The organism is Nostoc sp. ChiQUE01b (assembly GCF_034531255.1).
In the GTDB taxonomy this organism is placed as follows: Bacteria; Cyanobacteriota; Cyanobacteriia; order Cyanobacteriales; family Nostocaceae; genus Nostoc.
In genome coordinates, this window is sequence record NZ_JAVRBM010000008.1 from 23,339 (window position 1) to 49,486 (window position 26,148).

General features: G+C 41.4%; 21 protein-coding genes and 1 tRNA gene. 12 read left to right on the forward strand and 10 right to left on the reverse strand.

All coding sequences use genetic code 11. The features are described from left to right. The first annotated feature begins 254 nt into the window (after window positions 1-254). A complete protein-coding gene (gene miaA, locus RMY63_RS07695; RefSeq protein ID WP_322728141.1) occupies window positions 255-1,169 on the forward strand; it encodes a tRNA (adenosine(37)-N6)-dimethylallyltransferase MiaA in 915 nt (304 codons plus the stop codon). A gap of 311 nt (window positions 1,170-1,480) precedes the next feature. Here miaA and RMY63_RS07700 read toward each other — a convergent pair whose 3' ends face one another. The 3 genes from RMY63_RS07700 to RMY63_RS07710 form a co-directional block, all read right to left on the reverse strand. Beyond that, window positions 1,481-2,188: a Uma2 family endonuclease gene (locus tag RMY63_RS07700; RefSeq protein WP_322728142.1), complete on the reverse strand. Its 708-nt coding sequence runs from the start codon at window positions 2,186-2,188 to the stop codon at window positions 1,481-1,483. Window positions 2,189-2,312: 124 nt separating this feature from the next. Beyond that, window positions 2,313-2,702, reverse strand: a complete 390-nt coding sequence (locus RMY63_RS07705; RefSeq protein ID WP_322728143.1) for a type II toxin-antitoxin system VapC family toxin — start codon at window positions 2,700-2,702, stop codon at window positions 2,313-2,315. Continuing rightward, window positions 2,699-2,935: a DUF2281 domain-containing protein gene (locus RMY63_RS07710; RefSeq protein WP_322728144.1), complete on the reverse strand. Its 237-nt coding sequence runs from the start codon at window positions 2,933-2,935 to the stop codon at window positions 2,699-2,701. Before RMY63_RS07710 ends, RMY63_RS07705 begins: the two co-directional genes overlap by 4 nt. A 224-nt stretch (window positions 2,936-3,159) precedes the next feature. Between RMY63_RS07710 and glcD the strand changes: the two genes are divergently transcribed. From glcD to RMY63_RS07735, 5 genes are all read left to right on the forward strand, one after another. Further along, complete coding sequence (glcD, locus tag RMY63_RS07715) at window positions 3,160-4,632, forward strand: glycolate oxidase subunit GlcD (protein ID WP_322728145.1); 1,473 nt, start codon at window positions 3,160-3,162, stop codon at window positions 4,630-4,632. A gap of 236 nt (window positions 4,633-4,868) precedes the next feature. Next, window positions 4,869-6,107, forward strand: a complete 1,239-nt coding sequence (locus tag RMY63_RS07720; RefSeq protein WP_322728146.1) for a glycoside hydrolase family 10 protein — start codon at window positions 4,869-4,871, stop codon at window positions 6,105-6,107. Then, window positions 6,107-6,670, forward strand: coding sequence for a hypothetical protein (locus RMY63_RS07725; protein ID WP_322728147.1), 564 nt, complete (start codon window positions 6,107-6,109; stop codon window positions 6,668-6,670). Before RMY63_RS07720 ends, RMY63_RS07725 begins: the two co-directional genes overlap by 1 nt. A gap of 326 nt (window positions 6,671-6,996) precedes the next feature. Beyond that, on the forward strand, window positions 6,997-9,246 hold the full coding sequence (locus RMY63_RS07730; protein ID WP_322728148.1) for a GAF domain-containing protein: 2,250 nt from the start codon (window positions 6,997-6,999) through the stop codon (window positions 9,244-9,246). Between the two features lie 63 nt (window positions 9,247-9,309). Beyond that, a tRNA-Lys gene (locus tag RMY63_RS07735) sits at window positions 9,310-9,381 on the forward strand. A gap of 488 nt (window positions 9,382-9,869) precedes the next feature. Here the strand turns inward: RMY63_RS07735 and RMY63_RS07740 are convergent. The 3 genes from RMY63_RS07740 to petH all read right to left on the reverse strand — a co-directional run bounded on the left by RMY63_RS07740 (window position 9,870) and on the right by petH (window position 13,123). After that, window positions 9,870-10,082: a hypothetical protein gene (locus RMY63_RS07740; RefSeq protein ID WP_322728149.1), complete on the reverse strand. Its 213-nt coding sequence runs from the start codon at window positions 10,080-10,082 to the stop codon at window positions 9,870-9,872. 272 nt (window positions 10,083-10,354) lie between these two features. Continuing rightward, window positions 10,355-11,641: a homoserine dehydrogenase gene (locus RMY63_RS07745; protein WP_322728150.1), complete on the reverse strand. Its 1,287-nt coding sequence runs from the start codon at window positions 11,639-11,641 to the stop codon at window positions 10,355-10,357. Between the two features lie 135 nt (window positions 11,642-11,776). Beyond that, the gene (gene petH, locus RMY63_RS07750; RefSeq protein WP_322728269.1) at window positions 11,777-13,123 is read right to left on the reverse strand and encodes a ferredoxin--NADP reductase; all 1,347 of its coding nucleotides are present in this window, start codon (window positions 13,121-13,123) and stop codon (window positions 11,777-11,779) included. A gap of 1,433 nt (window positions 13,124-14,556) precedes the next feature. Between petH and RMY63_RS07755 the strand changes: the two genes are divergently transcribed. Next, entirely contained in the window at window positions 14,557-15,561 is a 1,005-nt protein-coding gene (locus RMY63_RS07755) for a phosphoribulokinase (RefSeq protein WP_322728151.1), read from the forward strand. A gap of 265 nt (window positions 15,562-15,826) precedes the next feature. Then, a complete protein-coding gene (metK, locus tag RMY63_RS07760; RefSeq protein WP_322728152.1) occupies window positions 15,827-17,089 on the forward strand; it encodes a methionine adenosyltransferase in 1,263 nt (420 codons plus the stop codon). A 695-nt stretch (window positions 17,090-17,784) separates the two neighbouring features. On the opposite strand, the gene RMY63_RS07765 is transcribed toward metK, so the two are convergent. From RMY63_RS07765 to uvsE, 4 genes are all read right to left on the reverse strand, one after another. Further along, window positions 17,785-18,969, reverse strand: a complete 1,185-nt coding sequence (locus RMY63_RS07765; protein ID WP_322728153.1) for an anion transporter — start codon at window positions 18,967-18,969, stop codon at window positions 17,785-17,787. A 516-nt stretch (window positions 18,970-19,485) separates the two neighbouring features. Next, window positions 19,486-19,941: a pentapeptide repeat-containing protein gene (locus tag RMY63_RS07770; RefSeq protein WP_322728154.1), complete on the reverse strand. Its 456-nt coding sequence runs from the start codon at window positions 19,939-19,941 to the stop codon at window positions 19,486-19,488. A gap of 305 nt (window positions 19,942-20,246) precedes the next feature. Further along, window positions 20,247-21,110, reverse strand: a complete 864-nt coding sequence (locus tag RMY63_RS07775; RefSeq protein WP_322728155.1) for an alpha/beta hydrolase — start codon at window positions 21,108-21,110, stop codon at window positions 20,247-20,249. Window positions 21,111-21,129: 19 nt separating this feature from the next. Beyond that, window positions 21,130-22,077 carry a UV DNA damage repair endonuclease UvsE gene (gene uvsE / locus RMY63_RS07780; RefSeq protein WP_322728156.1) on the reverse strand — a complete coding sequence of 316 codons (948 nt, stop codon included), beginning with the start codon at window positions 22,075-22,077 and terminating at the stop codon, window positions 21,130-21,132. Between the two features lie 401 nt (window positions 22,078-22,478). Between uvsE and RMY63_RS07785 the strand changes: the two genes are divergently transcribed. The 4 genes from RMY63_RS07785 (at window position 22,479) to RMY63_RS07800 (ending at window position 26,104) form a co-directional block, all read left to right on the forward strand. Beyond that, complete coding sequence (locus tag RMY63_RS07785; protein WP_322728157.1) at window positions 22,479-23,633, forward strand: glycoside hydrolase family 10 protein; 1,155 nt, start codon at window positions 22,479-22,481, stop codon at window positions 23,631-23,633. Window positions 23,634-23,645: 12 nt separating this feature from the next. Beyond that, complete coding sequence (locus tag RMY63_RS07790) at window positions 23,646-24,071, forward strand: DUF2358 domain-containing protein (protein ID WP_322728158.1); 426 nt, start codon at window positions 23,646-23,648, stop codon at window positions 24,069-24,071. 215 nt (window positions 24,072-24,286) lie between these two features. Further along, complete coding sequence (locus RMY63_RS07795; RefSeq protein WP_322728159.1) at window positions 24,287-25,291, forward strand: ABC transporter ATP-binding protein; 1,005 nt, start codon at window positions 24,287-24,289, stop codon at window positions 25,289-25,291. Next, complete coding sequence (locus RMY63_RS07800; RefSeq protein ID WP_322728160.1) at window positions 25,292-26,104, forward strand: ABC transporter permease; 813 nt, start codon at window positions 25,292-25,294, stop codon at window positions 26,102-26,104. It abuts the gene before it with no gap. Window positions 26,105-26,148: the final 44 nt, after the last annotated feature.

Here is a 26,148-nt window from a genome sequence, read left to right on the forward strand (position 1 = left end):
AACTCTCCTGATGCGTGGGGTTGAAATCGCCGAAAGGCAAATAAAAGTAAAAACACTCCAAAATTGTAACACAAAAGCCTTGCTGGCGTCTCTAGGGCATTTTCAAGAGAAGTTTATACTGGGGTTGCAGTACCGTGCAAGAGGGGCAGGGGAGGCAGGGGGAGCAGGGGGAGCAGAGGGAGTGAGGGACAAGAATTAATAACCAATGCCCAATGCCCCATAACAAATGACAAATGACAAATGACAAATGACAAATGACTAAATTAATTGTAATTTGTGGGGCGACAGCAACGGGTAAATCTGGTTTGGCTTTGGCTTTGGCGATGCGGTTGGGTTCTGTAATTCTCAGTGCTGATTCTCGTCAAGTTTACCGTGAGTTTGATATTGGGACGGCAAAACCAACTGTAGCTGAACAAAAATTGGTGCCGCACTATTTAATAGATATCTGCGATCCAACAGACATGATGACAGTAGCAGACTATCAGGAACAAACACAAGCCTTGATTAATTCTCCCTCATCTCCCTCATCTCCCCCACTCTTCATGGTTGGTGGTACTGGTTTATATATCCGTTCCATTGTCCAAGGGATGAAAATTCCGAGAGTTGCACCACAGATGGAATTGCGATCGCAGCTTGAATCTCTTGGCCAAGCTCAACTCTACGCAATTTTACAACAAGTTGACCCGGTTGCAGCACAAAAGATTCATGGCAACGATTCCGTAAGGACTTTACGAGCATTAGAGGTATTTTATGTAACTGGATATCCAATTTCAGAACAGCAAGGGGAGAATCCACCAAATTATCCGATTTTGCAAATTGGTTTAGATTGCAATGTTGAAAAGTTACTTGCTCGTATTCAACAGCGTACTGAGCAAATGATAGCAAATGGTTTGGTCGCTGAAGTGGAGTATCTTTGTCAAAAATATGGCGCTGATTTGTCTTTGTTAAATACTTTGGGCTATCAAGAAATTAAGCAATATTTGGCTGGGGATATTTCCTTAGACGAAGCGAAAGAATTAACAATTTTGCATACCCGACAATTTGCCAAGCGACAACGTACTTGGTTTCGAGCATATCCACAAATTGAATGGTTTGATTCAGATGATCCTGATTTATTAGAGAAGGTTTGGCAGCGAATAAATCAGTTTATAAATTGCACGAATTCGTGAGATTTTTTTGGCTGGCGCAAAGCCGAGCCAGTGCGCCCTTGCGGTTTTTCGACTTGTTTGCGAAACGTCTCCCCTTCTCCCTTTGGGAGAGGCTAGCGCTAAGGGAGAAGCAACTGGCGTCGCAAAGACGCAAAGTTTTATCGTAAATCAAGGGGTTTAAGACCCCAACCAAAACACGTAGCGCAAAGTCGGAGCCACTCCGCCTCCAGTCAGTTTCAGTCAGGGTTTAAATCCCCGTCTGAAAATGTCTAAAATGTTTAAATTTTGAATTTTGAATTTTGAATTTTGAATTGAGTCTTTACATGAGTGTCTTAGATAGTTTCGGGATCAATGCCCATAGCTCGTAGCCTTTCTGCTAGAATTTGGGCGCGTTGTTCAGCTTGGGAAGCGCGTTGTTCAGCTTGGGAAGCGCGTTCATCTCCAGTCGATAAAACATTACCGTCTTGGTAGCACCAGCGTAACCAAGTATCTTGTCTATCTTCAAATTTACCTTCCCACAAAGTCACGCCTAAACCAACCTGTTCTAACCAATTTTCTGAAGTTTCAAAATAGCGCCTTCCTCTAAGCTCATAAACGCGCAGGACTTTTTCTCCTAATTGCTGGTTTGGGTCATATACGATGTAGTAACTAGCACGCATATGTTCATAAATTTGCAGCTTTTTGCCTAGTTCATCACCTTCTTTATTAGAGACAATTTCAAGGACAACCTCTGGAGGTTTGCCAAAACGCCAAACCATATAACAACGATTTTGTTTTTCCCACCAATTTTCAGGCACTTGCACATCCAAGCTGAGAAAAACATCAGGTACAATGGGGGGCTGAAGGTCTGTGTAGTAAATGCCCACATTAGCTTCAGCTAAAAAAGTCTGGCTTTCTAAAGAACTGTAAAGAGAACTCACTAAAAGGCGTTGTTGTTTGGCAGATGCAAAATTATCCACAGGTGTATCATCTTCAGTGACTAACTGGTTGGCATCTGGCACATAGTAATCATCATCATTGATTAGAAGTTGCTGAACCATGATTTTATCCAGTATTTGAGAACGTTATTTCTAAGTTAATTGATTGGGGATTGCAGAGTGTATTGACTCAATATTTTATTGAAAATGAGTGCGATCACTATCTTTGCTTATCAAATTTATGTTTTTACTTCCACATTCTTTGAACTGGATATACATCAAAGACAGCATCTATACTTAACAGAGGCATCTTTTCAACTATTGCCTGAGCGATTAAAATTCGATCAAAAGGATCGCGGTGATGACTTGGCAAAGCTTCTAAAGCATAGATATGAGTCAATTCAATAGGTAATATTTGTAGATTATTCACTCGCTGTTGAGTTTCGATGAAATTAGGAAGCGACGAGCTTAAATTTAGCTTACCAAGCTGAGATTTTATTTGTAATTCCCAAACACTAGCCATGCTAAGTAGCCAAAAATTGTTAGTATCAATTAATAATTTTCTAACTTTCTGGGATAGCTTTTCTGGGTTTCCTGCTGACCAAATAATTACGTGAGTATCTAATAACAGTTTCATCCCTCACTTTCACCTAACCACAATTCATCAGGTAAAGGTTCATTAAAATCATCACTTATCCAAATTTTACCTTGGTTTAAACCTAGTACCCGTTTCTGGGGTGGTTGTTGGGGTTGAGCATATTTTTGTGCTAAAAATTCAACAAAATCTAGCACTTCTTGTTGCTGTTCGGGTGCTAGGGTTTGCAGCTTTGCAATTAATTTTGAGGTGGAATCTAAAACTTGGTAAGTCATTTCACCCTCTGCTGTTAAATGTCTGACTCTATGTTACTGTAGCCCTACAATTAACAGAATATCTGAATTCTACCATCATGCAACGCACTCGTTAAGAGACATCGCACCTTCGGTACTCAAATTATGCGATCGCTTTCATTCACTCTTAGCTGCTATTCTTGCAACAATAGTAATTACAGCTATACTAACCAGCCTGCAACATCTACCTTGAACTTTAAAAAACTATGCTTACCCAAGATAAAAAACAACGCAACTGGAAACCCATTCTCAAAGCATTCGAGGCTGTCCTTGGCAAAAATGGTGTGGTGCAACGCCGCGAAGAACTCATTACCTATGAATGCGATGGTTTAACTGGCTATCGCCAACGTCCGGCTATAGTAGTGTTACCCAGAACTACAGAACAAGTTGCCCAAATTGTGAAAATATGCAACCAATACTCTATCCCCTTCATAGCACGCGGTTCTGGCACTGGTCTATCTGGCGGCGCTTTACCAGTAGAAGATTCTGTTTTAATTGTTACCTCATTAATGCGGCAAATCCTCAGCATTGATTTGGAAAATCAACGAATAGTTGTACAACCAGGGGTGATTAATAGTTGGGTAACACAAGCAGTCAGTGGTGCTGGATTTTACTACGCTCCTGACCCTTCTAGTCAAATTATTTGCTCTATTGGGGGCAATATTGCCGAAAATTCTGGTGGCGTACATTGTCTTAAATACGGTGTTACGACTAACCACGTTTTAGGATTAAAAATTGTCACACCGTCAGGAGAAATTATCGATTTAGGCGGACAAATCCCAGAAATGCCTGGTTATGATTTAACAGGTATTTTTGTTGGTTCTGAAGGCACTTTAGGAATTGCCACAGAAATTACTTTACGAATTCTCAAAAGTGCAGAATCAATTTGCGTACTTTTGGCAGATTTTACTAGCATTGAAGCTGCTGGGGCAACTGTTTCTGACATCATCAGCGCCGGAATTATTCCTGGTGGTATGGAAATGATGGACAACTTCAGCATTAATGCTGTTGAAGATGTTGTCGCAACTAATTGTTATCCCCGCGATGCTACTGCCATTTTGCTAATAGAAATTGACGGTTTAGAAGTAGAAGTTGCAGGAAATAAGCAGCGAGTTATTGAAATTTGTAAAAAGAATGGGGCACGAAATGTTACTTCTGCTACTGACCCAGAAACAAGGTTAAAATTATGGAAAGGACGCAAAGCAGCTTTTGCTGCGGCTGGGCATTTAAGCCCAGATTATTATGTACAAGATGGTGTAATTCCTCGGACTCAGTTACCTTATGTTTTGCACGAGATTAAGACATTAAGTGAACAATACGGTTATCCTGTTGCTAATGTATTTCATGCTGGCGATGGCAATCTTCACCCGCTAATTCTTTATGATAATTCTGTGTCTGGAGCATTGGAACAAGTAGAAGAAATGGGCGGAAAAATCCTCAAGCTTTGTGTCCAAGTTGGTGGTAGTATTTCTGGCGAACATGGCATTGGTGCAGAGAAAAAGTGCTATATGCCACAGATGTTTAGCCCAGTTGATTTAGAAACTATGCAATGGGTACGGCAAGTTTTTAATCCTAAAGGGTTAGCAAATCCCGAAAAGATATTCCCTACACCACGAACTTGTGGAGAAGCAGCAAATGCATCAGCACTCAAGCAATTTGAAGGTGTGGAAAGATTTTAAGAAGAAAGGAGTTAGGAGTTAGGAGTTGGGAGTTTGGAGTCAGAATTTATTAAGTTTTGGTATCGTTAAGTATAATCATTACCAAAACTGGCTTCGTATTATTTGAAATATTCTGACTCCTGATTTCTGGATTCTGAATTCTGAATTCTGAATAATCATTTCTTTACATCATCCGGAGGATTACAACTTTATTTTGTAATTATATATATTCCGATCGCACTAGGTCAAGCTTACAAATGAATCGGGTTGTTCGCTGTTGTGTTTCTTACTTGCTGTGTTTAGGATTAGTAGTCGCTTTAACAGTTTTTTTACCCTCTTCACTGCCAGTTTATTCCCAAAAAACAAGTCATTTAACTACAGAAATTCGCGGCGTTTGGCTGACTAATGTTGCTAGTGGTGTACTATTTGTCCCTTGGGGTATTAACCGTGCTATAAATCAATTATCGACTCTCAACTTTAATACAATTTATCCTGTAGTTTGGAACCGAGGACATACTTTTTACAAGAGTGCCGTAGCCAAAATTACTACAGGTTCAGAAACTCAACCTTTGCTTAACTTCATGCACGGTGGACAGGATGTTTTAGCAAAGATAGTGACACTTGCCAAAAATAAAGATTTGAAAGTTCTTCCCTGGTTTGAATACGGATTCATGACGCCGCATTATTCACAATTAGCAAGGCGTTATCCTGACTGGTTGACAACTGGACAAGAAGGTATAAACTCTATTCAAGATGCCCCGCCAGAAGAAATCGACAATATTTTAGTAACTAAGCTGGCCTGGTTGAATCCTTTACATCCGCAAGTACAAGAGTTCATCCAAGGGCTAATTTTAGAAGTAGTCAGGGATTACGATGTGGATGGTATTCAGCTTGACGACCATTTTGGAATGCCTGTACAGTTTGGCTACGATCGCTTCACTATTGAACTCTACCAACAAGAACATCAAGGCAAAAGTCCCCCTACCGATCCTTTTAACTCAGAATGGATGCGGTGGCGGGCAGATAAAATTACTGATTTCATGGCAGAAATCTATCAAGCTGTCAAGGCAGTTAAGCCCAAAATCAAAATATCTCTGTCTCCTAACTATCAAGCTTTCGCCTACAAATACTATTTGCAAGATTGGGAAAATTGGGTAAAAAAAGGTTTAGTTAATGAGTTGATTTTGCAGGTATATCGAAACGATAAAAAGTCTTTTATCGCTCAACTAGAACTTCCATCTATAAAATTGGCTCAAAGTCTAATTCCTGTAGGTATTGGGATATCAACGGGAACGGTAGGTAATCCGGTGAAAATGGCACAAGTTAGAGAACAGGTTCAGGTAGTACGCGATCGCAATTTTGATGGTATTTCCTTTTTTTACTGGGAGAGTCTATGGGGTTACATTGTACCAGAATCACCTCAACAACGACGTAAAGGTTTTTTTGAGATGTTTAATGCAAAAACTGTCAAACTATTACAAACAAAGAAACTTTGATGCCATTCGCGCCTAAAAATACTAGATTTGGCTTTACATTGCTGTGGACTTTAGCTACTTTTGGCGGATTTTTATTGAGTTTACTCTTAATTGAAGTCGGCGAAAAGCCAGATGTTGGGGTGGTAGAGGCGGCTATCGGCGGATTTGCGATCGCACTTCCTCAAGGTTGTCTTCTCAAAGAACCGATATTTTGTATCAGGTGGATTTTGTCAAGTCTTTTGGGTTGGAGTATCATCACTGCGATCGGTATTGGTGCGGTGGGTTGGATAGTACCTAGCACTCAGATTCTTCCCCTAAGAATTTTGTCAGGGGCAGTTTATGGTGCCCTTGGCGGCTTAGGGATTGGATTGGCACAATGGTTAGCAATTCCCCAGCCTGTAGCGTGGCAATGGATATTTGTCTCTACGGCAAGTTGGGCTGTCGCCGTCCCCGTGGGTTCTGCTGTGGGGACGATCTGGCGCTACTTAAGCCAGTTATTTTTAGGTGAAGTCATTGGATTAGGCATCACTTGGCTACTAGTTGGTATCCTCACAGGAATCAATGCTCACAAATTGCGATTGTAACTCCCCTTATTAAGAATTATAAATTTAATTGATATATACTTAGATTTGCATTTTGATATATGCAATAATCTTAAAAAACTGTTAAAAATAAATTGCAGTAAGTTTGCTTTCACCTGCAAATGTATTTTCACCTTCAAAAAGCAGGATTTTGTTAAGCTGACTCCTATTAGCTTTCCTAGATTTCTGACAAGAAGTAGAGAAAGAATCAAAATTTCGATGAGCAACAGCTGACAATACTTTGCTATAGGCGCTAAAGTGCATCTACTACAAGCTTAACGACAAGAGAGCGCCTAGAAGAGTCAGTAATACAAGAGTGGGACTCTCGCATGAATATCAATCCAGTAGAATCAACTATGGAGTTGACAAAATTATCACCACCTCAAATTCTTTTCGGCACAGAAGTAGATGAAAAAAGTAGTAGTGAGCAGTTTCTATTAAGCATGTACGATTCTGTACAGGCATCAATATTTGTAGTTGATGTTTTGGAGGATGGAGATTTTCGATATGTGGCACTCAATCCCACTCATGAACGGTGGATAGGGATTTGCTCAGACGATCTCCGGGGCAAAAAACCAGAGGATATTCTCTCTGCTATTGATGCTGCCAAGGTGCGTCAACATTATGCTGACTGCGTGCGCTTCGGCACAACTATTTCTTACGAACAATGTTTGCAATTCCAGGGAGTTCCTACTTGGTGGAGTACGACTCTCACCCCACTAAAGGATGTTAACTCTAGGGTTTATCGGCTGATTGGTACTAGTAGCAATATTACCCCTGCCAAGCAAGCAGAACAAGCAGTTGGACTCCAGGCTGAACGAGAGCAACTGCTAGAAGCGATCGCCAGACGGATTCACCAATCTGTAGAATTAGAGACAATTCTGCATCAGACTACAATTGAACTGCGACAATTTTTGAATTGCGATCGCGTGTTAATTTATCGTTTCAAGGCTGATGGCAGTGGAGTAATCATTGCCGAATCAACTGTAGCTGCCAGCGATCCCCTATTGGGAAAAAACATCACCGATCCCTGCTTGGGTGGCAAACATCTAGAACACTACAGACGAGGTTGCATTCAAGTTATCGAAGATATTTATGCAGCCGACTTGCATCCTTGCCATATAGACTTCCTGACATCTTTGCAGATCAGAGCTAATCTCGTCGTGCCGATTTTCCAAAAGCAAGATATGTGGGGGCTATTGATTGCCCAGCATTGCCACCAATCGCGTCAATGGCAGCAAACAGAAACTGACTTGCTCAAGCAGTTGGCAACTCAAATCGGCATTGCAGTCCAACAGGCAGAACTTCATCAGCAACTCCAGGATCTCAAAGCCAAGATGGAGTTACAGAAGCAGAAGCACATCAATCAGTTGCAGCAGGTGCGAAACTTTGAAGCCTTGGTGCGACGTATGACAGAACAAATCCGCGACAATCTGGATCAAACTCAGGTGTTGCAGATACTTACGCAGGAATTAGCAAAGTTACTAAACCTTGAGCGTTGCCAAATTGAACTCTATAGTACCTGCCAAACTCTAGTTACGATTACTTACGAGTACTGCATTAACTTACCCCAATGTCAAGGATTAACTAAACAGATTGCAGACCATCTTGAAGTTTATCAGCCGCTGTTGCAAAAACAACCATTGCAATTTTTGGAAATTGTACCGGGATGGGAACCAAAGTTGCTAGTTATGTCCCAGATGGCTTGTCCAATTTTTGATCCTCAAGGAATTTTGGGAAATATTTGGTTGACAAGGCCATCACAAGAGGCTTTTGACGAATTTGAAATTGAGCTAATGCACCAGGTAGCAAATGAATGTGCGATCGCCATTCGTCAAGCCCAGCTTTACAAACAAAACCAGGCACAGGTAAAAGAACTAGAAAAATGCGATCGGCTCAAAAACCAATTTCTCAGAACTTTATCCCAAGAACTGGGGACACCAATAACTAGCATTAGCCTTGCAGTCCAAACTCTCGAAAGTGTCCTCACACCAGCAGAAATATCAGAGATAGAAATAGTGCCGCAACTCTTGCAGATTCTGCATAATGAGTGTGGGCGAGAAAGCAAGTTAATTAATGACCTACTCACACTCACATATCTCGAAGCCGAACCCGATCCCCCAACCTTGATTGCCATTGACTTTCAAAGCTGGCTTCACCCCATTATCGAGTCTTTTCGAAACCTCACCATCTGCCAGCGACAGCAGTTACACCTGAGTGTCGATCGGGCGCTGCCGCCTTTGGAGACAGATATCACTGATTTGGAGCGGATTGTCACCGAACTGCTCAACCATGCCTGCAAATACACCCCACCCGGGGAAGCGATCGCAGTCTCTGCTCAGTTGATCGGGGATACAGTCGAGCTTAATATTACCAATTCGGGAATAGAGCTTACCAGCAATGAACTCTCACGGATTTTTGAACCTTTTTATCACCTTTCCAAACACGATCCTTGGAAACATAGCGGTACAGGGCTGGAATTGGCATTAGTGCAGAAAATGGTCAGACATTTAGGCGGCTCAATTTATGTAGAGAGTGCAGCAGGTCAAACCACCTTCACCGTCAAATTCCCCTTTTAATTAGTTTTTTGGGTGCGGCACTAGCTAAATTGTCAAAAGTTATGCTACAATGATTATTTGTGTGGGTGACTAGCTCAACGGTAGAGCAGTAGACTCTTAATCTATTGGTTGCGGGTTCAAATCCCTCGTCACCCACTACTTCCAGCTCTTCAGAATTTACCCTTGCCTAAATGGATCTTGTGCCAATCTCTGAAATCCCCTATTTTCGGGGATAAATACCAATAAGGCTTTGACTAATTTAAATAAAAACCCTCTTCCCTGCTAGCATTCCAACGGACACGCTCACTTTACCTACTGAACGCTTAAAATCTGACAAAAGGGAATTTTAACTCAAATCATTGAATTAAAATTTTGAAGCTTAAACTTTAAGATGTGACAAAATCAGACTTTTGTCTTAGTTATAAATAACCTAGATATATTTCATGTTTTAAATGCAGATAGCGAGATTATTTTTACTGGTAAATATTTAGAATGCAAGCAATATTCACTAACTGAGTATTTAAGAAATTTAGATCAATATATTCTACCAGTTGGCAGTAAACCTGTTACCAGGTAAATAATAGTTAGTAACAAGTTTATTGCAAGTATAATTTATTTAGTTCAAAGATTCCCGTTGAGCCGTGCTAACCAGCAGTAAAACTGCTGTGAGGTGTAGCCAAGATTTCTACTTTACCGTACTGAAATATGCCAACCTCGCTATACGTAGTACCCAAGTCTATTCCAATAGCTGCAACCTTTGCACCACCACCCGTACACATACACAGTTCCTCATCGGAGAGCTCTTCGATTTCTGGAGCTTGAAAGATGTCATGGACTGTTTTATTTGTTAGTTTCATAAGCCCTTTTTAAATGCCTACAACCTGATTATTACTAAAAAACAACTAGATGTGCAATACCTGCATAGAAACATCCTACTTTTACCACCTTTCCCACTTTTTTGTTTGCATTCTACTACCTCACGCTCACAAAGACGATTGCACCACCTCAAAGTACTGAGATGTTTTGTATGCCCTACCATAACCAAGCCCGCCAAGACGATCACAGCCCATGCCCAACATCTAATGTCCGTAGACTAACAGTCAATGACTGTATTGACTTTCAACTAATCTCAAAGTACACGCAGTAAACTGGGAATGCTTTCAATCGCTGACAGCTCCCGAATTTCTGCCAAAGCTTGCCTAAAATTGCCTTCTGGCACATCATGGGTGACAACCACAATCTCTGCTAGTTCCCCTTGAAAGCCAGTTTGGACAACTGACTCCAAGCTAACGCCATAGTTACCAAAGCAAGTCCCCAATTTGCCGATAACTCCAGGTTGGTCATTCGTAAGGAAACGGGCGTAAAACCGAGTTATGAGTTCTGCCATCGGCGCAATTTGGCAGTATTCCTGATGCCCACAAGTTAATAATGGATTTGTAACTGCTGTATTAGTTTTGAGGAGAGCAACTAAATTCAAAATATCTGACGTGACAGCACTGGCAGTTGCACCAGCACCAGCACCGGGGCCAAAAAACATTACCTGTCCAATGGGTTCTCCTTCAACGAGAATGGCATTGTAAACGCCGTTGATGCTAGCCAAAGGGTGGGCTTGAGGCACTAAAGTAGGATGAACTCTGATAGAGAGGGGGGATGAGGAAGTATCACGTTTAGCGATCGCTAACAATTTAATCACAAATCCCAATTTTTCGGCGTAGGCAATATCTGTTTTGCTGACTTGCCTAATCCCCTCAGTATAAACATCTTGTAGGTTGATGCGTCCACCAAAACCTAATGATGCGAGGATGGCAATTTTATCTGCTGCGTCTAAGCCATCGACATCAGCAGTGGGGTCAGCCTCAGCATAACCTAATCGCTGGGCATCAGCTAAGACATCATTGAAGTTGCTGCCTTCTGTTTGCATCCGCGTCAGGATGTAGTTTGTTGTACCGTTAACGATGCCTATTACAGTGTGAATTCGGTTAACACTTAAAGATTGCTTTAGGGGTTGAATCACTGGAATACCACCACCCACAGCGGCTTCTAGCATGACGTATACGCCAGCTTGATTGGCAGTGGTGAAAATTTCCGCTCCGAAGCGGGCGATCGCTGCTTTATTGGCTGTGACTACATGCTTACCATTACTTAAAGCTTTGAGGATTAGCGATCGCGTCGGCTCCAGTCCACCCATCACCTCGACAACTATATCTACCGCCGGATCGTTGACAATTGATTCTAAATCTGCTGTTAAGACTTCCGTAGACAATTTTACTGCACGGGGTTTATCGAGCGATCGGACTCCCACGCGATAAATTTCTATCTCTTGCAACAATGGGTGACGTCCAGCGCTATCTTGCAACAACTGCACTGTTCCCGTTCCCACGGTGCCTAATCCCAGTATTCCTAGTTTCACACCCATTTTGCACCCAGTTTCACCAATAACAATTGTAGGTAGAGCATTTGCCCTACCTACTGATTATCCTGCTTCCTTTGTCATTTGTCCTTCGTCCTTCGTTTAAAACTAATGACTAATGACTAATGACCAATGACCAATTTAGTAAGTTTCTACGTGCCAGCGATGAGCTTTCTTAAGTTGCTTCTGGTAATCACTCCAGGTTACGCCTTCCTTAGCAGCAGCAGTAGTTAAGGCTGCATCAATACCTTCTTCCATACCTCGCAAACCGCAGATGTATGTGTGGGTTTTTTCATTTTTAATCAATTGCCACAATTCATCTGCGTGTTCCGCTACGCGGTCTTGGATATACATTCTACCGCCTTGGGGATTTTTCTGTTCGCGGCTGATGGCAGGAGTGAGGCGGAAGTTATCAGGATATTTTTGTTGAATTTCTTCCAGTTCTTCCTTATATAAGAGGTTTGGAGTTGTTGGCACGCCAAATATTAGCCAAGAAAAGCCCTTAAATTGGTATTCTGGATTAGCTGCTCTTTCCGCATCTTTAAACTGACGCCACAGATAAGCCCTCATCGGCGCAATCCCTGTTCCGGTTGCCATCATGATTACATTGGCATCGGGATCGTCGGGTAACAACATTTCCTTACCCACTGGCCCTGTAATTTTCACATCTTCCCCAGGTTTGAGAAAACACAAGTGGGTAGAGCAAACACCGTAGACTGTTTCGCCAGTTTCTGGGTGCTTGTACTCCAACTGGCGGACACACAGTGATACCGTCTTATCATCCACATCATCGCCATGACGAGTTGAGGCAATGGAATAAAGTCTGAGCTTTTCGGGCTTGCCGTTTTTGTCCAATCCTGGTGGAATAATACCAATACTTTGACCTTCTATGTACTTCAAATTACTACCAGACAGGTCAAACTTGATGTGCTGAACAATACCAATTCCGCCTTCTTTGACTAACGGCTCATTAGATATTACCTTGCCAATAAACGGAGCATTGGGACGGTAAGTGTTAACAGGAACGTCACCGTGGTCTTTTTTGGCTTTCGCTTGAGTCATGGTGTTGCCTTTCTTGTCCTTGTTCTTGAGCTGTTCTTGTGCTGGTGGTTTAGCGAAACCTTTGGTTTCACTATCAGCATTTACAGGTGTGGCTTTACCATTCCCTTCACTGTTAGCAGTTTCCTCAGTTGTAGCTAACTCGCTGACAACGCTTGTAGCATTCCCAACTGAGGCTTTCCCATTAACTGGCTCTAGAGCAGTTACAGGCTGGATGCTAACAATTGTGCCGCCTAGACGAGTGATACGTCGCATTTCTTGATTCATGCGGTTGTAAGGCACTCTGATGAACACACTGCCACTTTTACGAATCGGGTAGTTCGTTTGATCGGTTTCTTCACTCTGACGCAGACCTACCACTTCATAGAGGAAGACGCGGCTACCTAATTGTGTGTTGGCAGCACCCTCAACAGCACCTTGATTGTACATTCGTTCTACCACTCCGATAATTTACTTAACCGTTTTTCAAAAAAAACTATTCCCCTACCTTGCCAGCTTTAGTTTACCGGATTTTCGTTTCACAAAACTGGCCTTGAAGGAAAAACGGCATCATTAAATTAATGCCTTGCTAAGTACACTCACCAAAGACATGCAGGCATAGCAAAAAACACACCTGTTCACCTTCTAACGTAAAGGATAAGTCTTGTGGAGAATGTTAATAATGAATCAATTTAATCTTTTTTTCGTTAACTACCACCCCCATCAGGGAGATAGCTTTTTACCTTAGTAGCCAATGAGCAACTCACAATAGCAGATATTTTCAGAGGGCTGCTTTGATCGGTGGAAGCTACCGCTCAGTTTACCTCCAAAAGCTGCCCTTGTGCTTGCTTACTCTAGAGGTTTAAATCGGAGAATGCCAAGAGAGGAAGGTTTTCTTGCGATTGGTTTTACTTCTCCAAATCTACTACTCTTCTGGAATGTTGTTAGTTATCTTCATTACCTGTCTATGGAAAATTATATAACTAAGACAACTCAAGCTACAAATATAACGAAGATAGAGAATCGTAATCTAAGCAACTATAATTAGTTTCACTTGATGTGAAAAATCTGTCAACCTTTTATCAGTACTTTGCCATAACGTCAACGCTTTTATATGAGCATATCCATAAATTTACAGCCAATAATTTGAGTAATGCAAGTTGTTTCCTCATTCGTTGGATAGATTTTTGCTTTGAATATATTAAGTATTGTCGAGCAGGAATTACAATTTAGGAACATTATAAAATTTGCAGCAATAATAAATTCTAGCTTATAGTCTTGATTCTATAAAGTCACAAGTACCAGACTGATAAAGGTGCAACGCTGATGGGCGGTGCTGATCCCCATTTTTAAATTAACAACTAAATTAACAAAAAAAATGATTCATGAACCAGTTAATTCTTCTTGACAGTAATCTTGTATGGGATACCCCCTTCTGTTAAAATCAAATATATCACTAGGATTAAATACTTACCGGCACCAACATTCAGGCTAGTCCGACGAGTAGCAACTTATAAAGAGAAGGCAGGAGGGAGATAGCGCCGGCGGCAAGCGAGTCCGCGAGCGTCGGTCAGAAGGCAGGAGGAAAGAAGTATGAATGAAAATTTTTTTATTTCTGGGTCAAAAGCCCAGTTTAAAAATAAGAATTGTATTGAGCGAAAAGTGCCGTGAGATTCAAGACATCTACAGCTTAAGTCCCACGCTTTAAAACGTGGGTTACTCCTGCCTCCTGCTTCCTGATTACTTTGTTGCCTACTTGCTTGGTGTCTTATAGATGTGCTAGGTAGCAAGAACGCAGGATAAACCAAAGAGGTAAACTCCTGGCTTCAGAATCTGCTGTGTGAAAAATTATTGACACAACTTTAGTATTTTAGAGGAGATTTATGACAAGAAAGCCAGAACGCGTGGTACTGATTGGAGTAGCCGGAGACTCTGGGTGCGGTAAATCTACGTTTTTGCGTCGTTTGATAGATTTGTTTGGTGAAGATTTAATGACAGTCATCTGCTTGGATGACTATCACTCCTTAGATCGCAAACAGCGCAAAGAAACAGGGATAACAGCACTAGACCCCAGGGCAAACAACTTTGACCTGATGTATGAGCAAATTAAAGCGCTCAAAAGTGGTCAAGCGATTGATAAGCCGATTTATAACCACGAAACCGGCTTGATCGATCCACCAGAGCGGGTGGAGCCAAATCACATTATAGTAGTTGAGGGGCTGCATCCTTTATATGATGAACGGGTGCGATCGCTAATCGACTTCAGCGTTTATTTCGATATTAGTGATGAAGTCAAAATTGCCTGGAAAATCCAGCGAGATATGGCTGAACGCGGTCATCGCTACGAAGATGTTTTAGCGCAAATAAATTCTCGCAAACCTGACTTTGAAAAGTTTATCGAACCACAAAGAGAATTTGCTGATGTGGTTCTCCAGGTATTGCCCACAAACTTGATCAAAAACGACACCGAACGTAGAGTCTTACGGGTACGTATGCTCCAACGGGAAGGTAAGGAAGGCTTTAATCCAACCTACCTATTTGATGAAGGTTCAACAATCAATTGGACTCCTTGTGGACGCAAGCTAACCTGTTCTTACCCTGGTATGCAACTGTACTACGGTTCAGATGTTTACTACGGCCGCTATGTCTCAGTACTAGAGGTGGATGGTCAATTTGACAACTTGGAAGAAGTGATTTACATCGAAACCCATCTCAGCAATACATCCACCAAATATCAGGGTGAATTGACTCACTTGTTACTCCAGCACCGCGAGTATCCAGGTTCCAATAATGGAACTGGTTTCTTCCAAGTGCTTACAGGTTTGAAGATGCGTGCTGCTTATGAGCGGTTGACAGCTACGGAAGCAAAGTTAGCAGTTCAGGTTTAAAGCAGCGGTGTTTGTGTCAAAGCTTGTGGGGGCGCTTCCGGGTGTCCCCATTTTTTGTGTTATTAAATACATTTTAACTAAAAAATAATTAGCATAGATTCATTTATCTGACTTACGGATATTTACCTTATAGTTAGTGGTTTTTATCAATATCAAGAAGATAGTAACGACTAAAGTATAAATATTGTTATGATTTCATAAATTAGTAGTTGAACTAAATGCTTACATTTAGTCAACGAAAAAACTCTCGATGGAGGAATTTCCTTTGTCTCGTCGATATCTATTTACCTCTGAGTCAGTCACCGAAGGTCATCCAGATAAAATCTGCGATCAGATTTCTGATACTATTTTGGATGCCCTATTGACACAAGACCCTAGCAGTCGTGTCGCCGCTGAAGTCGTAGTTAATACTGGTTTGGTGCTAATCACTGGTGAAATAACCACCAAAGCTAATGTAAATTTCGTCAATCTCGCCCGGAAAAAAATTGCCGAAATTGGTTATACCAATGCTGACAATGGCTTTTCTGCTAACAGTACCAGCGTTCTGCTGGCTTTAGACGAACAATCACCCGATATTGCCCAAGGCGTTAACACCGCCCAAGAAACCCGCCAGCAAGATAGTGATGAACTATTCGATAAAATTGGTGCGGGCGATCAAGGTATAATGTTTGGTTTTGCCAGCAACGAAACACCAGAACTGATGCCCTTACCCATCAGTCTCGCTCACCGCATTGCTCGCCGATTAGCAGCAGTCCGTAAAACAGGTGAATTGTCATACCTACGTCCTGACGGTAAAACCCAAGTAACTGTGGTCTACGAAGATGGACGTCCAGTCGGTATTGATACGATTCTAATTTCAACCCAACATACAGCCAGTATTGGGGAAATTACGGATGACGCGGCGGTACAAGCCAAAATTAAACAAGACCTCTGGTCAGCAGTGGTCGAACCTGTTTTTGGCGACATTGACGTTAAGCCTAATCAGGAAACACGTTTTTTAGTCAACCCCACTGGCAAATTTGTCGTTGGTGGCCCTCAAGGAGACTCTGGTCTAACAGGACGGAAAATAATCGTTGATACCTACGGTGGCTATTCACGACATGGTGGTGGCGCTTTTTCTGGCAAAGACCCCACGAAAGTTGACCGTTCTGCTGCTTATGCGGCTCGTTATGTGGCGAAAAATATTGTCGCCGCTGGGTTAGCAGAAAAAGTTGAAATCCAGTTATCTTATGCTATTGGTGTAGCGCGACCAACAAGTATCCTAGTGGATACCTTTGGCACTGGCAAAGTGGATGAAGAAACCTTACTGGAATTAATTAACCAGCACTTTGAACTCCGTCCAGCAGGGATTATCCATACCTTCAACTTACGCAACTTACCAAGTGAACGAGGCGGACGTTTTTATCAGGACGTCGCGGCTTACGGTCACTTTGGGCGGAGTGATTTAGATTTGCCTTGGGAACAGACCGATAAAGCCGAATTGTTGAAGCAAGCAGCAAATGAGTCACTTTCGGCACCAGTTGCTTAAGCAGTAACTTAGACTTATAGGCTACTGTAAAAACTTAGTTTATCTATGTGAGGGTATTGGCAACTTGACAAGTTACCAATACCTTTATTTTTTAATAACCACTTGAATATCGAAAAATATAGCAAGGGATTCGGGACTGGGGACTGGGTGAAAAGTCTCTTTGTGTCTAGGTTTCATCATCTGTTAATGTCCTAACCACCAAGGCTATTGCTATAACCCTCTTCTGTCACTCTCCAGGAGAGCGATCGCGCTTAAGCCTCATGAGGCAATCAATACAAGCTATACTATTAGAAAAAAATGGGTCTTGCATTTGTTATTAGAGAATAATCGCGCGATGCCTGCGGTAAATGCTCGCCTACGCTTGCTATACAAAAGCTCTAGAATTCAGAAATGACAAATGTTTTCGGAAAGTGACAGAAGAGGGATAAAACAGGAGTCATACCAATTCAAAATTCAAAATGACGCTCTTTACGAGACGCTAAAAGCGAACGCGGACTCGCTAACAGTGCGCTAACAAAATTCAAAATTAAGAAAGTGAAACCTAGCATGTATTTCAGGGTTTGATTCTGTATCATGTTTTTCGTGAAATGGTATCAGGAGTCAGAATTCAGAATTCAGAATTCTAAATACTCTAACCATGTTCCTTCAGCGTACTGTTGACAAATGACAAATGACAAATGACCAATGACTAATGACTAAATCCAAAAATAAGCCAGGATGAGAGTCAGGATAGTTAGTGGTAGACCAAAACGTAAATGTTCCCAGAATGACAACTGATAACCAAGTTTTGCAACAGCCTCAGCAACAATTAAGTTAGCAACTGAACCTAACAAAGTTAGATTACCTGCTAAGGTAGATCCTGCTGCTAATAGTAACCAGATTTTTGTGTCTGGATGGGGAAGTAAATGTTGTAGTAACAAAACTGCGGGAACATTGGAAACTAAATTTGAAAGCAGAGCAGTAATTCCTAATATGCTCAGGGGATTAGAAACTAAACCGCTAAATAAATTCAATATTCCTAATTTTTCTACTCCACTGGTAACAATAAATAGTCCAGAAAACATCACCAGTAAATCCCAATCTACTTTATTTAAAATTCGTTGCGGTTTGATTCGCCTAGTAATGAACAGTAAACTGGCAGCTACAAGTGTTGCTTGGGCTGGGGGTATTCCAATTAAAAATGCAATTAATAGTCCTCCTGTTATTAATAGGCTTTTAGTAAGTAACGGTTGAAATATACGGTAACGCACAGGGGTTACACTCGGACAAGACTTAGTAGAACGAACATCAGGATAAAGCCACCACAATAAAGCAATTTGGATCAACAAACTTACTAATGCGATGGGAGTCAACGCTTTCGCAAAATCCAGATAGCTGATACCAGAGAACGAACCAATTAGAATATTTTGCGGATTACCACTTAAGGTAGCTACTGAACCTAGATTAGTTGCTCCTGCCAAAGCAAGTAAGTAAGGAATAGGATTGAGGTTCAAAGTTTGGGTTAAACCAAGAACTAAAGGAGTCAAAATTAGAGCAATGGTATCATTCAGAAAAAAAGCGGAGAGAATCCCACTGCCAAAAGTTAAAACAATTAGCAAACCCAGAGGGCTGCGAGTAAAGTGTGTAACTGTATCAAGGGTTAATTGGAAAAAACCAGCATAAGCTAAGTTTGTGCTGATTACCATCATACTAAACAGGAAAATCAGCGTTTTATAGTCTATGGCAAGCCATGCTTCTTTGAGGTCTAATACCCCGAATGCCATCAGCAAAGATGCACCAACTAAAGCAATACTGGCTCGGTTCATCCGCAAACCAGGTAGATATCCTAAACCCAAACCTATATAAGTCAGCCCAATGATGATGTACCTGAAAACAATCATGATTTTGCTATATTATTTTGACTAAGTAGTCATTGGTCATTGGTCATTGGATTTTAGTGCATCACTTGGTCTTCGCTGTTTTTGCATAAGTCTTTAGTGATATTTTGTAAGCTTTGGAGAGGTAACAATACCTTATATAGCAATCCTAAATCATTCGTGAAAAGTTAGATCCCCGACTTCTCAAAGAAGTCGGGGATCTGGCTGGACACCGAGAATTTTCACAAATCAGATAGGATTGCTATATAAAAATCGTGCCAAAGATACTGAGAACCGCTATATTTTCGTAACTAATGTAGAGACGTTGCAGTGCAACGTCTCTACAGAACGGTATTGCCATAAGAAACCCCCTCTGCTTTTGTCATAGTAAAGTGATTACAACGCAGAGGGGTTTCATTTTTCTTAATATTTTTGTAGAGGCAGGTTTTAAGGATAGATTCTGGCAAAAAACTAGTTTATTGATTTAAAACCTACCAAAACCTGTGTTGTATTGATTTTTACCTATGTACTCAGTTCAACCTATTTCCAATCGGGAATTACAGCGTCTTCTCCACCAATCCCGATTCCAGTGTTAAATATTTCCGCATCAGTAAGATTTAGATCGTTCATTGATGCTTGATACACATTAGAATCGTGAATCGTAGCACGAGTAAAATTTACTCCGTTGAGATTGACTTGCTTCAAATTCACATTACTTACATAAGCCGATGTTAGGTTAGCACCTGCCAAGTTTGCACCAGTTAAGTCAGCACCTTCGAGGTTAGCTCCTACAAGGTTAGCTCCTTGGAGCTTCGAGCCTCTCAAGTCAGCACCAATTAAATGAGCACCACTAAGATTAGCTCCTGATAGTTCGCACTTAACACATTCCCCAGTTGAAAGCAGCTTTTGTAAATCCTGTGGATTCTCGGCTCTAACCGAGCTAGCGAAAAATAGGGGTGTTGCTAAGGCCATGGCCGCTAATAGCTGGAGTTTCATAATTTTCCCCCTTAATAATCGAGTTGCGTCCGTTCTGTCCCTCACAGCTCTATTATCTCACTAAACTTTGTGAGGTCAATCTATCTTGTGACAATCTATCTCCTGACAAGTTAATTGCGATCTTAAACACAAATAAAAGTGATGTCACAAATGCCATTAATTCCGAAATTTTGGCGATTTTTACCCAATAATTCCTCAAAAATGCCAGTATTAAATCACGATTAAATCTTTTTAAAAGTAAAAACTGGCGCTACTTGCTATAGCTGATGAGACAAGTATTTATACTTATTAATTAATAGTTTAGCTTAAGTCCTTAGATATTCTCGCATATACTGATTAACCAATTCCGGCTGTTCTTGCTGCACCCAATGGCCACAATTAGGAATGTACTTGATTTGAAAATCCCTGACATAAACTGCGGTATCGTAGGTTAGTTCCTTGCCAAGTGCAGTGTCGTTTTCTCCCCATATCATCAGCGTTGGCACTTCCAGAACGCCCCAACTTGGATTTAGCATTCTCTGCTGAAAAATATTGCGGTAATAGTTCAACATTGCTGTGAGGGCACCGCGTTTTGCAGCAGCATCTTTATATGCGTCAATATCCGCTTTAGTAAAAGCACTCTTGTTAACTGCTGTACCTTTAAAAGCTGTTTCAATAGCTTGGTAGTCGGAAGATTGTAAAAGTAATTCTGGTATCCACGGTAGTTGAAAGAGAAATATATAGTTGCTACGTAGCAACTGTTGGGGAGTGCGTAAGCCTTGAGCAAATTTGGCAGGATGAGGTAGGTTAAGAATAATTAATTTTTCTAACATTTCAGGGTAAGTGTATGCAAAATTCCAAGCGATCGCACCTCCCCAATCATGTCCAACTAATACACATTTTTGGTATCCTAATCCTTTAATTACTCCCTCAACATCTTTGATAAACTCATTCATTACATAAGCTGATTGCTCATTTGGTTTATCACTATCGTTGTAACCACGCAAGTCAAGGGCGACAACTTGAAAATTTTGGGCAAATTCTGGTATTTGATGCCGCCAAGAGTACCAAAACTCAGGAAACCCATGCAACATCAACATTAAAGGGCCTTCACCTTGGGTTACGTAGTGTAGTTTCACCCCATTAGTAATTATATAATCGTGTTTCCAAGAACTTTTTATGAGAGACATAATTAATCAAATATCAATATTATGTTTTGATCAGCCACCAAGAGCGCAAATATGCGATCGCTTTTTCTTTTTGTTTGGCTTCGACTTCGATCCACGGTGCTTGATGGTAGACGTTGGGCATCTCGGTAATCAAGTCGCTGTGTTTTCTGTCATTGAAAGCTTGCTCACCATTGGAAATATGGACTAATTGCCAATCTGGATTTGTCCAAGTTTCTCGCGCTGCATAAAACATGGATGCTACACTCGGATGATCGTAGCTATCTAAATTTTCGTGGCAAATATGGTGATGGGCATCAAATACCATTGGCACGCCAGTTTGCTGACATACTGCTAAAATTTCATTGGCACTATAGGCATATTCGTCATTTTCTAAAGTTAAGCGGCTTTTGATATTTTCTGGTAGTTCGGAAATTACTTTTATTAGTTGTTCAGGACGTTGAGATTTGCCACCATGAATATTCATCAATGACCAAGGCGATCGCGGTAAGCCCAGTAAATCAAGTGTACGGGAATGTGCTGCTAGGTTCTTGATACTTGCTTGTACCACTGAGGGAGAATCAGAACTCAGGACTACAAATTGATCTGGATGCAACACCATTCTTATGTTCAATGCATTTGCTTGTTGACCGATTGTTGCTAAATCAGCGCTCATTGTCTTTAATATATTTGCCCCGATGTCGTCTTCTAAGTCACTTAGGGGAAATAAAGCAGAAGACATCCGATACAGTTGAATTTTATTTTGCTGACAAAATAATAGGGCGTCATGCAAGCGTTGTAAGTTATGTCGATACAGTTCACTCAGGGCGCTTTCACGTTCACTAAAGTCCAGTTTTAAATATCGTGTGCGTGTGATTGTCCGAAAGCGCACTTGTTTATCAGAGGTAATGCAAACTAGCCCTAAGTTGGGTATTACAGTTTTTTGACACTGCTGTGCATTCGGTAAATTTTGAAACTTGATTACAGTCATTAACTATATTTACTAACTGTTGGCTATTTTTAATATTTTTTAATTTAAACAAGTTCTACCACTGACTTACGACTATCTAAAGAATGAACTCCTAAGTCACAACACTCCACTAAGGGACTTCCAAGTAAAAAAATATCCCATCGTCATGGAGGCAGGGGGCAGAGAGCAGGGAGAGTAAGAAAAATAGAACCGGAATAAATTGGATAATTTATTTTTTGGAGTTCTCTAATTTCACTTTGGTAAATAAAGCCCAGCGCTATGATTGGGACGAGGATAACTTTTAGGCATTGTGGCACTAAGTTTGATTACTTATAAGATTTACACAACAATAAATACAGGCGTGGTATCGTCGGCTAGTCAATGTTTAGATGGTGCAGTGCCGAGAATTTAAATTTATAGAAATGGCAATAATTGAAACCCGTGGTATCTGGCTGACCACTACTGATAGTAAAGTTCTCAGAACGAAGGAACGCATTGCTAAGGCGATGGATTTCCTGGCTGAGACGGGATTTAATGTGGTGTTTCCCATTGTTTGGAATAAGGCAGTAACTTTGTATCCCAGTCAAACAATGCAGCAGACTTTTGGAATCGAAATTGACCCAATCTTTGTAGGCCGCGACCCTTTAGAAGAAGTTGTGATTGAAGCGCGGCGAGTTGGGTTGAAAGTTATTCCTTGGTTTGAATACGGTTTTGCCAGTTCCTACAATTTGAATGGTGGTGTACTTTTACAGAAAAAACCGGAATGGGCTGCGCGTGATTGTAACGGTAACTTACTGAATAAAAACGGCTTTGAGTGGTTGAATGCCCTCGATGCACAAGTGCAAGAATTCTTGTTGAACTTGGTGCTGGAAGTTGTAAAGAATTATGATGTGGATGGTGTTCAAGGAGACGATCGCTTGCCAGCATTACCCTCTGAAGGTGGGTACGATCGGGGAACTGTCAGCCGCTATCGCCAGGAATTCGATCGCAATCCACCACAGAATCACAAGGATAGGGAATGGTTACAGTGGCGTGCAGATATTCTCACTGAGTTTTTAGCGCGTCTCTACTGGAAGGTGAAAGCGGTAAATCCTAATTTATTAGTAGCGATCGCACCCAATATCCATGATTGGGCATTCCAGGAATATCTGCAAGACTCGCCTGCATGGCTGAAGCGGGGAATAGTTGATATGATTCAGCCGCAGATTTATCGCCGTGACTTTAGAAGTTATGCTGCGATCGCTGATAAACTGGTAAACCAGCAGTTTACAGATGCGACACTGCCCAAGTTAGTACCAGGAATACTGATGAAGCTTGGCTCTTACTGTATTAGTCCAGAATATCTGGTGCAGGCAATTGAATACAATCGTCAACTTGGCATTCAAGGAGAGGTATTCTTTTTTTACGAAGGTTTGCGCGAGAATAACCATACCCTTGCTAAAGTTTTGCGAAATGGGCCTTATGCTAAGTCTGCATCATTTCCCACTCTGTTAGATTTGAGTGCAGGAGGTGTGAGTTACAAGACAACATCTTCTATTTGGTCAGGAGTGGAAAATTTGTTAAAAAAGATTTTTTAAGGGAAAAGGCGCGTGGAATATAAATTGCCAGTGGAAAAGGTAATTAATACTTTAAAAGAAGATTTACCGACACTTTTTCAAAAAGATATTTCTTATGACATTTATACACAGGATATCTATTTTAAAGACCCGGTGAATACATTCAAATACAAATTTAACTATCGGATTATTTTTTGGACTTTACGATTTCACGCTCGGCTATTTTTTACTCAGATTTACTTTGATGTGCATGAAGTTTATCAGTCAGCTGAAGACACGATTTTAGCAAAGTGGACAGTGCGGGGAGTGTTGCGCGTTCCCTGGAAAGCAGGGTTGCTTTTTAATGGCTATTCAACGTATAAACTCAATCAAGATAATTTGATATACGAGCATATCGACACCTGGGATAGAAGGCCAGGAGAGATTTTACGGCAGTTTTGGCAAAGGGAAGGTTCTTGAAACAGTAATTTTTCGATTGCTAACTCTCTAAAATTTCTGGTTGATACTCTTGACAAAATCCTAATCTGAGCGAATGAAACAGCCCTGCCTTTTTAAGGGGGATTGGGGGGGATCTGAAACGACTAATTGCGCTAACCGAGAAGTATTGCCCCATATTTAAGATTGCGATCTAAGATTGTTGGGTATTCTATAAATTTGCGATCGCCACTATACAGATGATTGAAGTTGAACATCTGAGTAAAATATACGGCTCTACTCCAGCGATTACTGATGTCACCTTTAGCGTCGAACCTGGGGAAATTTTAGGGTTGTTGGGCCCCAATGGCGCTGGTAAAACTACAACCATGCGGATTCTGGCTGGTTATTTACCGGCAACTAATGGTAATGCCCGAATTGCTGGTTATGATGTCCATGAAAATTCCCTAGCTGTACGCCAACGCATTGGTTATTTACCCGAAACACCGCCGTTATACCCAGAGATGACGGTGGAAGGATTTTTGCATTTTGTCGCCCGAATTAAGGGAGTATCAGCAGGCGATCGCCCTAACAAGGTAGTAGCCGCCATCGAACGCTGCAACTTAGAAGAGAAGCGGCGGGTGATTATTCGCAAACTCTCTAAAGGATACCGTCAAAGAGTAGGAATTGCTCAAGCGATCGTCCACGATCCACCAGCGATCATTTTAGATGAACCCACCGTTGGACTCGATCCCCGACAAATAATTGAGGTGCGGAATTTAATTAAAAGCCTTGCTGGTACTCACACAATTATTCTTTCCACACACATTCTGCCAGAAGTGAGCATGACTTGTAGCCGCGTCGCCATCATCAATCGCGGTAAAGTTGTGGCAACTAATACACCAGAAAACTTAATGACTCAGTTGACAGGTGGTTCAGGATATGAATTGGAAATAGAAGGAGAAGCTGCTCTAGCAAAACAGGTATTGCAAAAAGTTGCGGGTGTGAGTTTGGTAGAATCAATTCTGACAACCGGAGGTCATCAACCCCAGGCAAATCGTGCTTACCTGCGGGTGATATCGCAACCGGGAAAAGAACCAGGAAAGGATATTGCCACAACATTAGTGCGGACAGGATTCGGTTTACATGAACTGCGACGCGTTAACGCTACCTTAGAAGATGTATTCTTGCAACTGACCACAGAAGAGAAAAATTTCGATACTGAGGTAGACTTAGCAGCAGACAACGAAGGAGAAGCAGCGTAAATGGGTGTAGTGCTGAGTAATATTATTGCCATTTATCGCCGAGAGTTACAGAGTTATTTTGTATCACCTTTGGCTTATGCGATCGCAGGCATATTTTGGTTCATCGCGGGATTATTCTTCGTGATGATTTTGCTAGGCCCAGATGGCATTTTGGTAGGAGTCGCGGCAATAGATGCACAAGGGCAACAACTCGGAGTGCCAGTACCACCGATAGATGTCCCCTACGAATTTATCCGGGCATTTTTAGATCGCATGGGGTGGCTATTGTTGTTTATCCTGCCAATACTCTCGATGGGACTCTATGCCGAAGAACGGAAGCGCGGCACTTTAGAACTGTTAGCCACGTCACCAATTACCAATTGGGCGGTAGCTGTAGGTAAATTATTAGGTGTGATAACGTTTTTTATCACAATGGTTGTACCCATGCTAGTGTTGGAAGCGATCGCCATTAGTGGATCAAATCCACCAATGGCAATCTCAATTCCCTTACTGGGTCATTTTGGATTAATCTTGCTAGCAGCAGCAATTTTATCTGTAGGAATGTTTATTTCTTCATTAACAGACAGCACAATTCTATCAGCTGTTTTTACCTTTGCAGTAATCTTATTATTGTTATTGATTGATTTAATCGCCAGAATTATCCCTGGCCCCGTAGGCGAAGCTTTAGGTTATCTATCGTTGCTGAAACATTACAACACCTTAATTCAAGGCATTTTTGATACTAGCGCCTTAATTTTATTCGCCAGTTACATTTTTTTGGGAATCTTTCTTACAGCTCAATCAATTGATGCCCTGCGTTTTCAAAGACAGTAGTCATTTGTCATTGGTCATTGGTCATTGGTCATTTGTCATTTGTC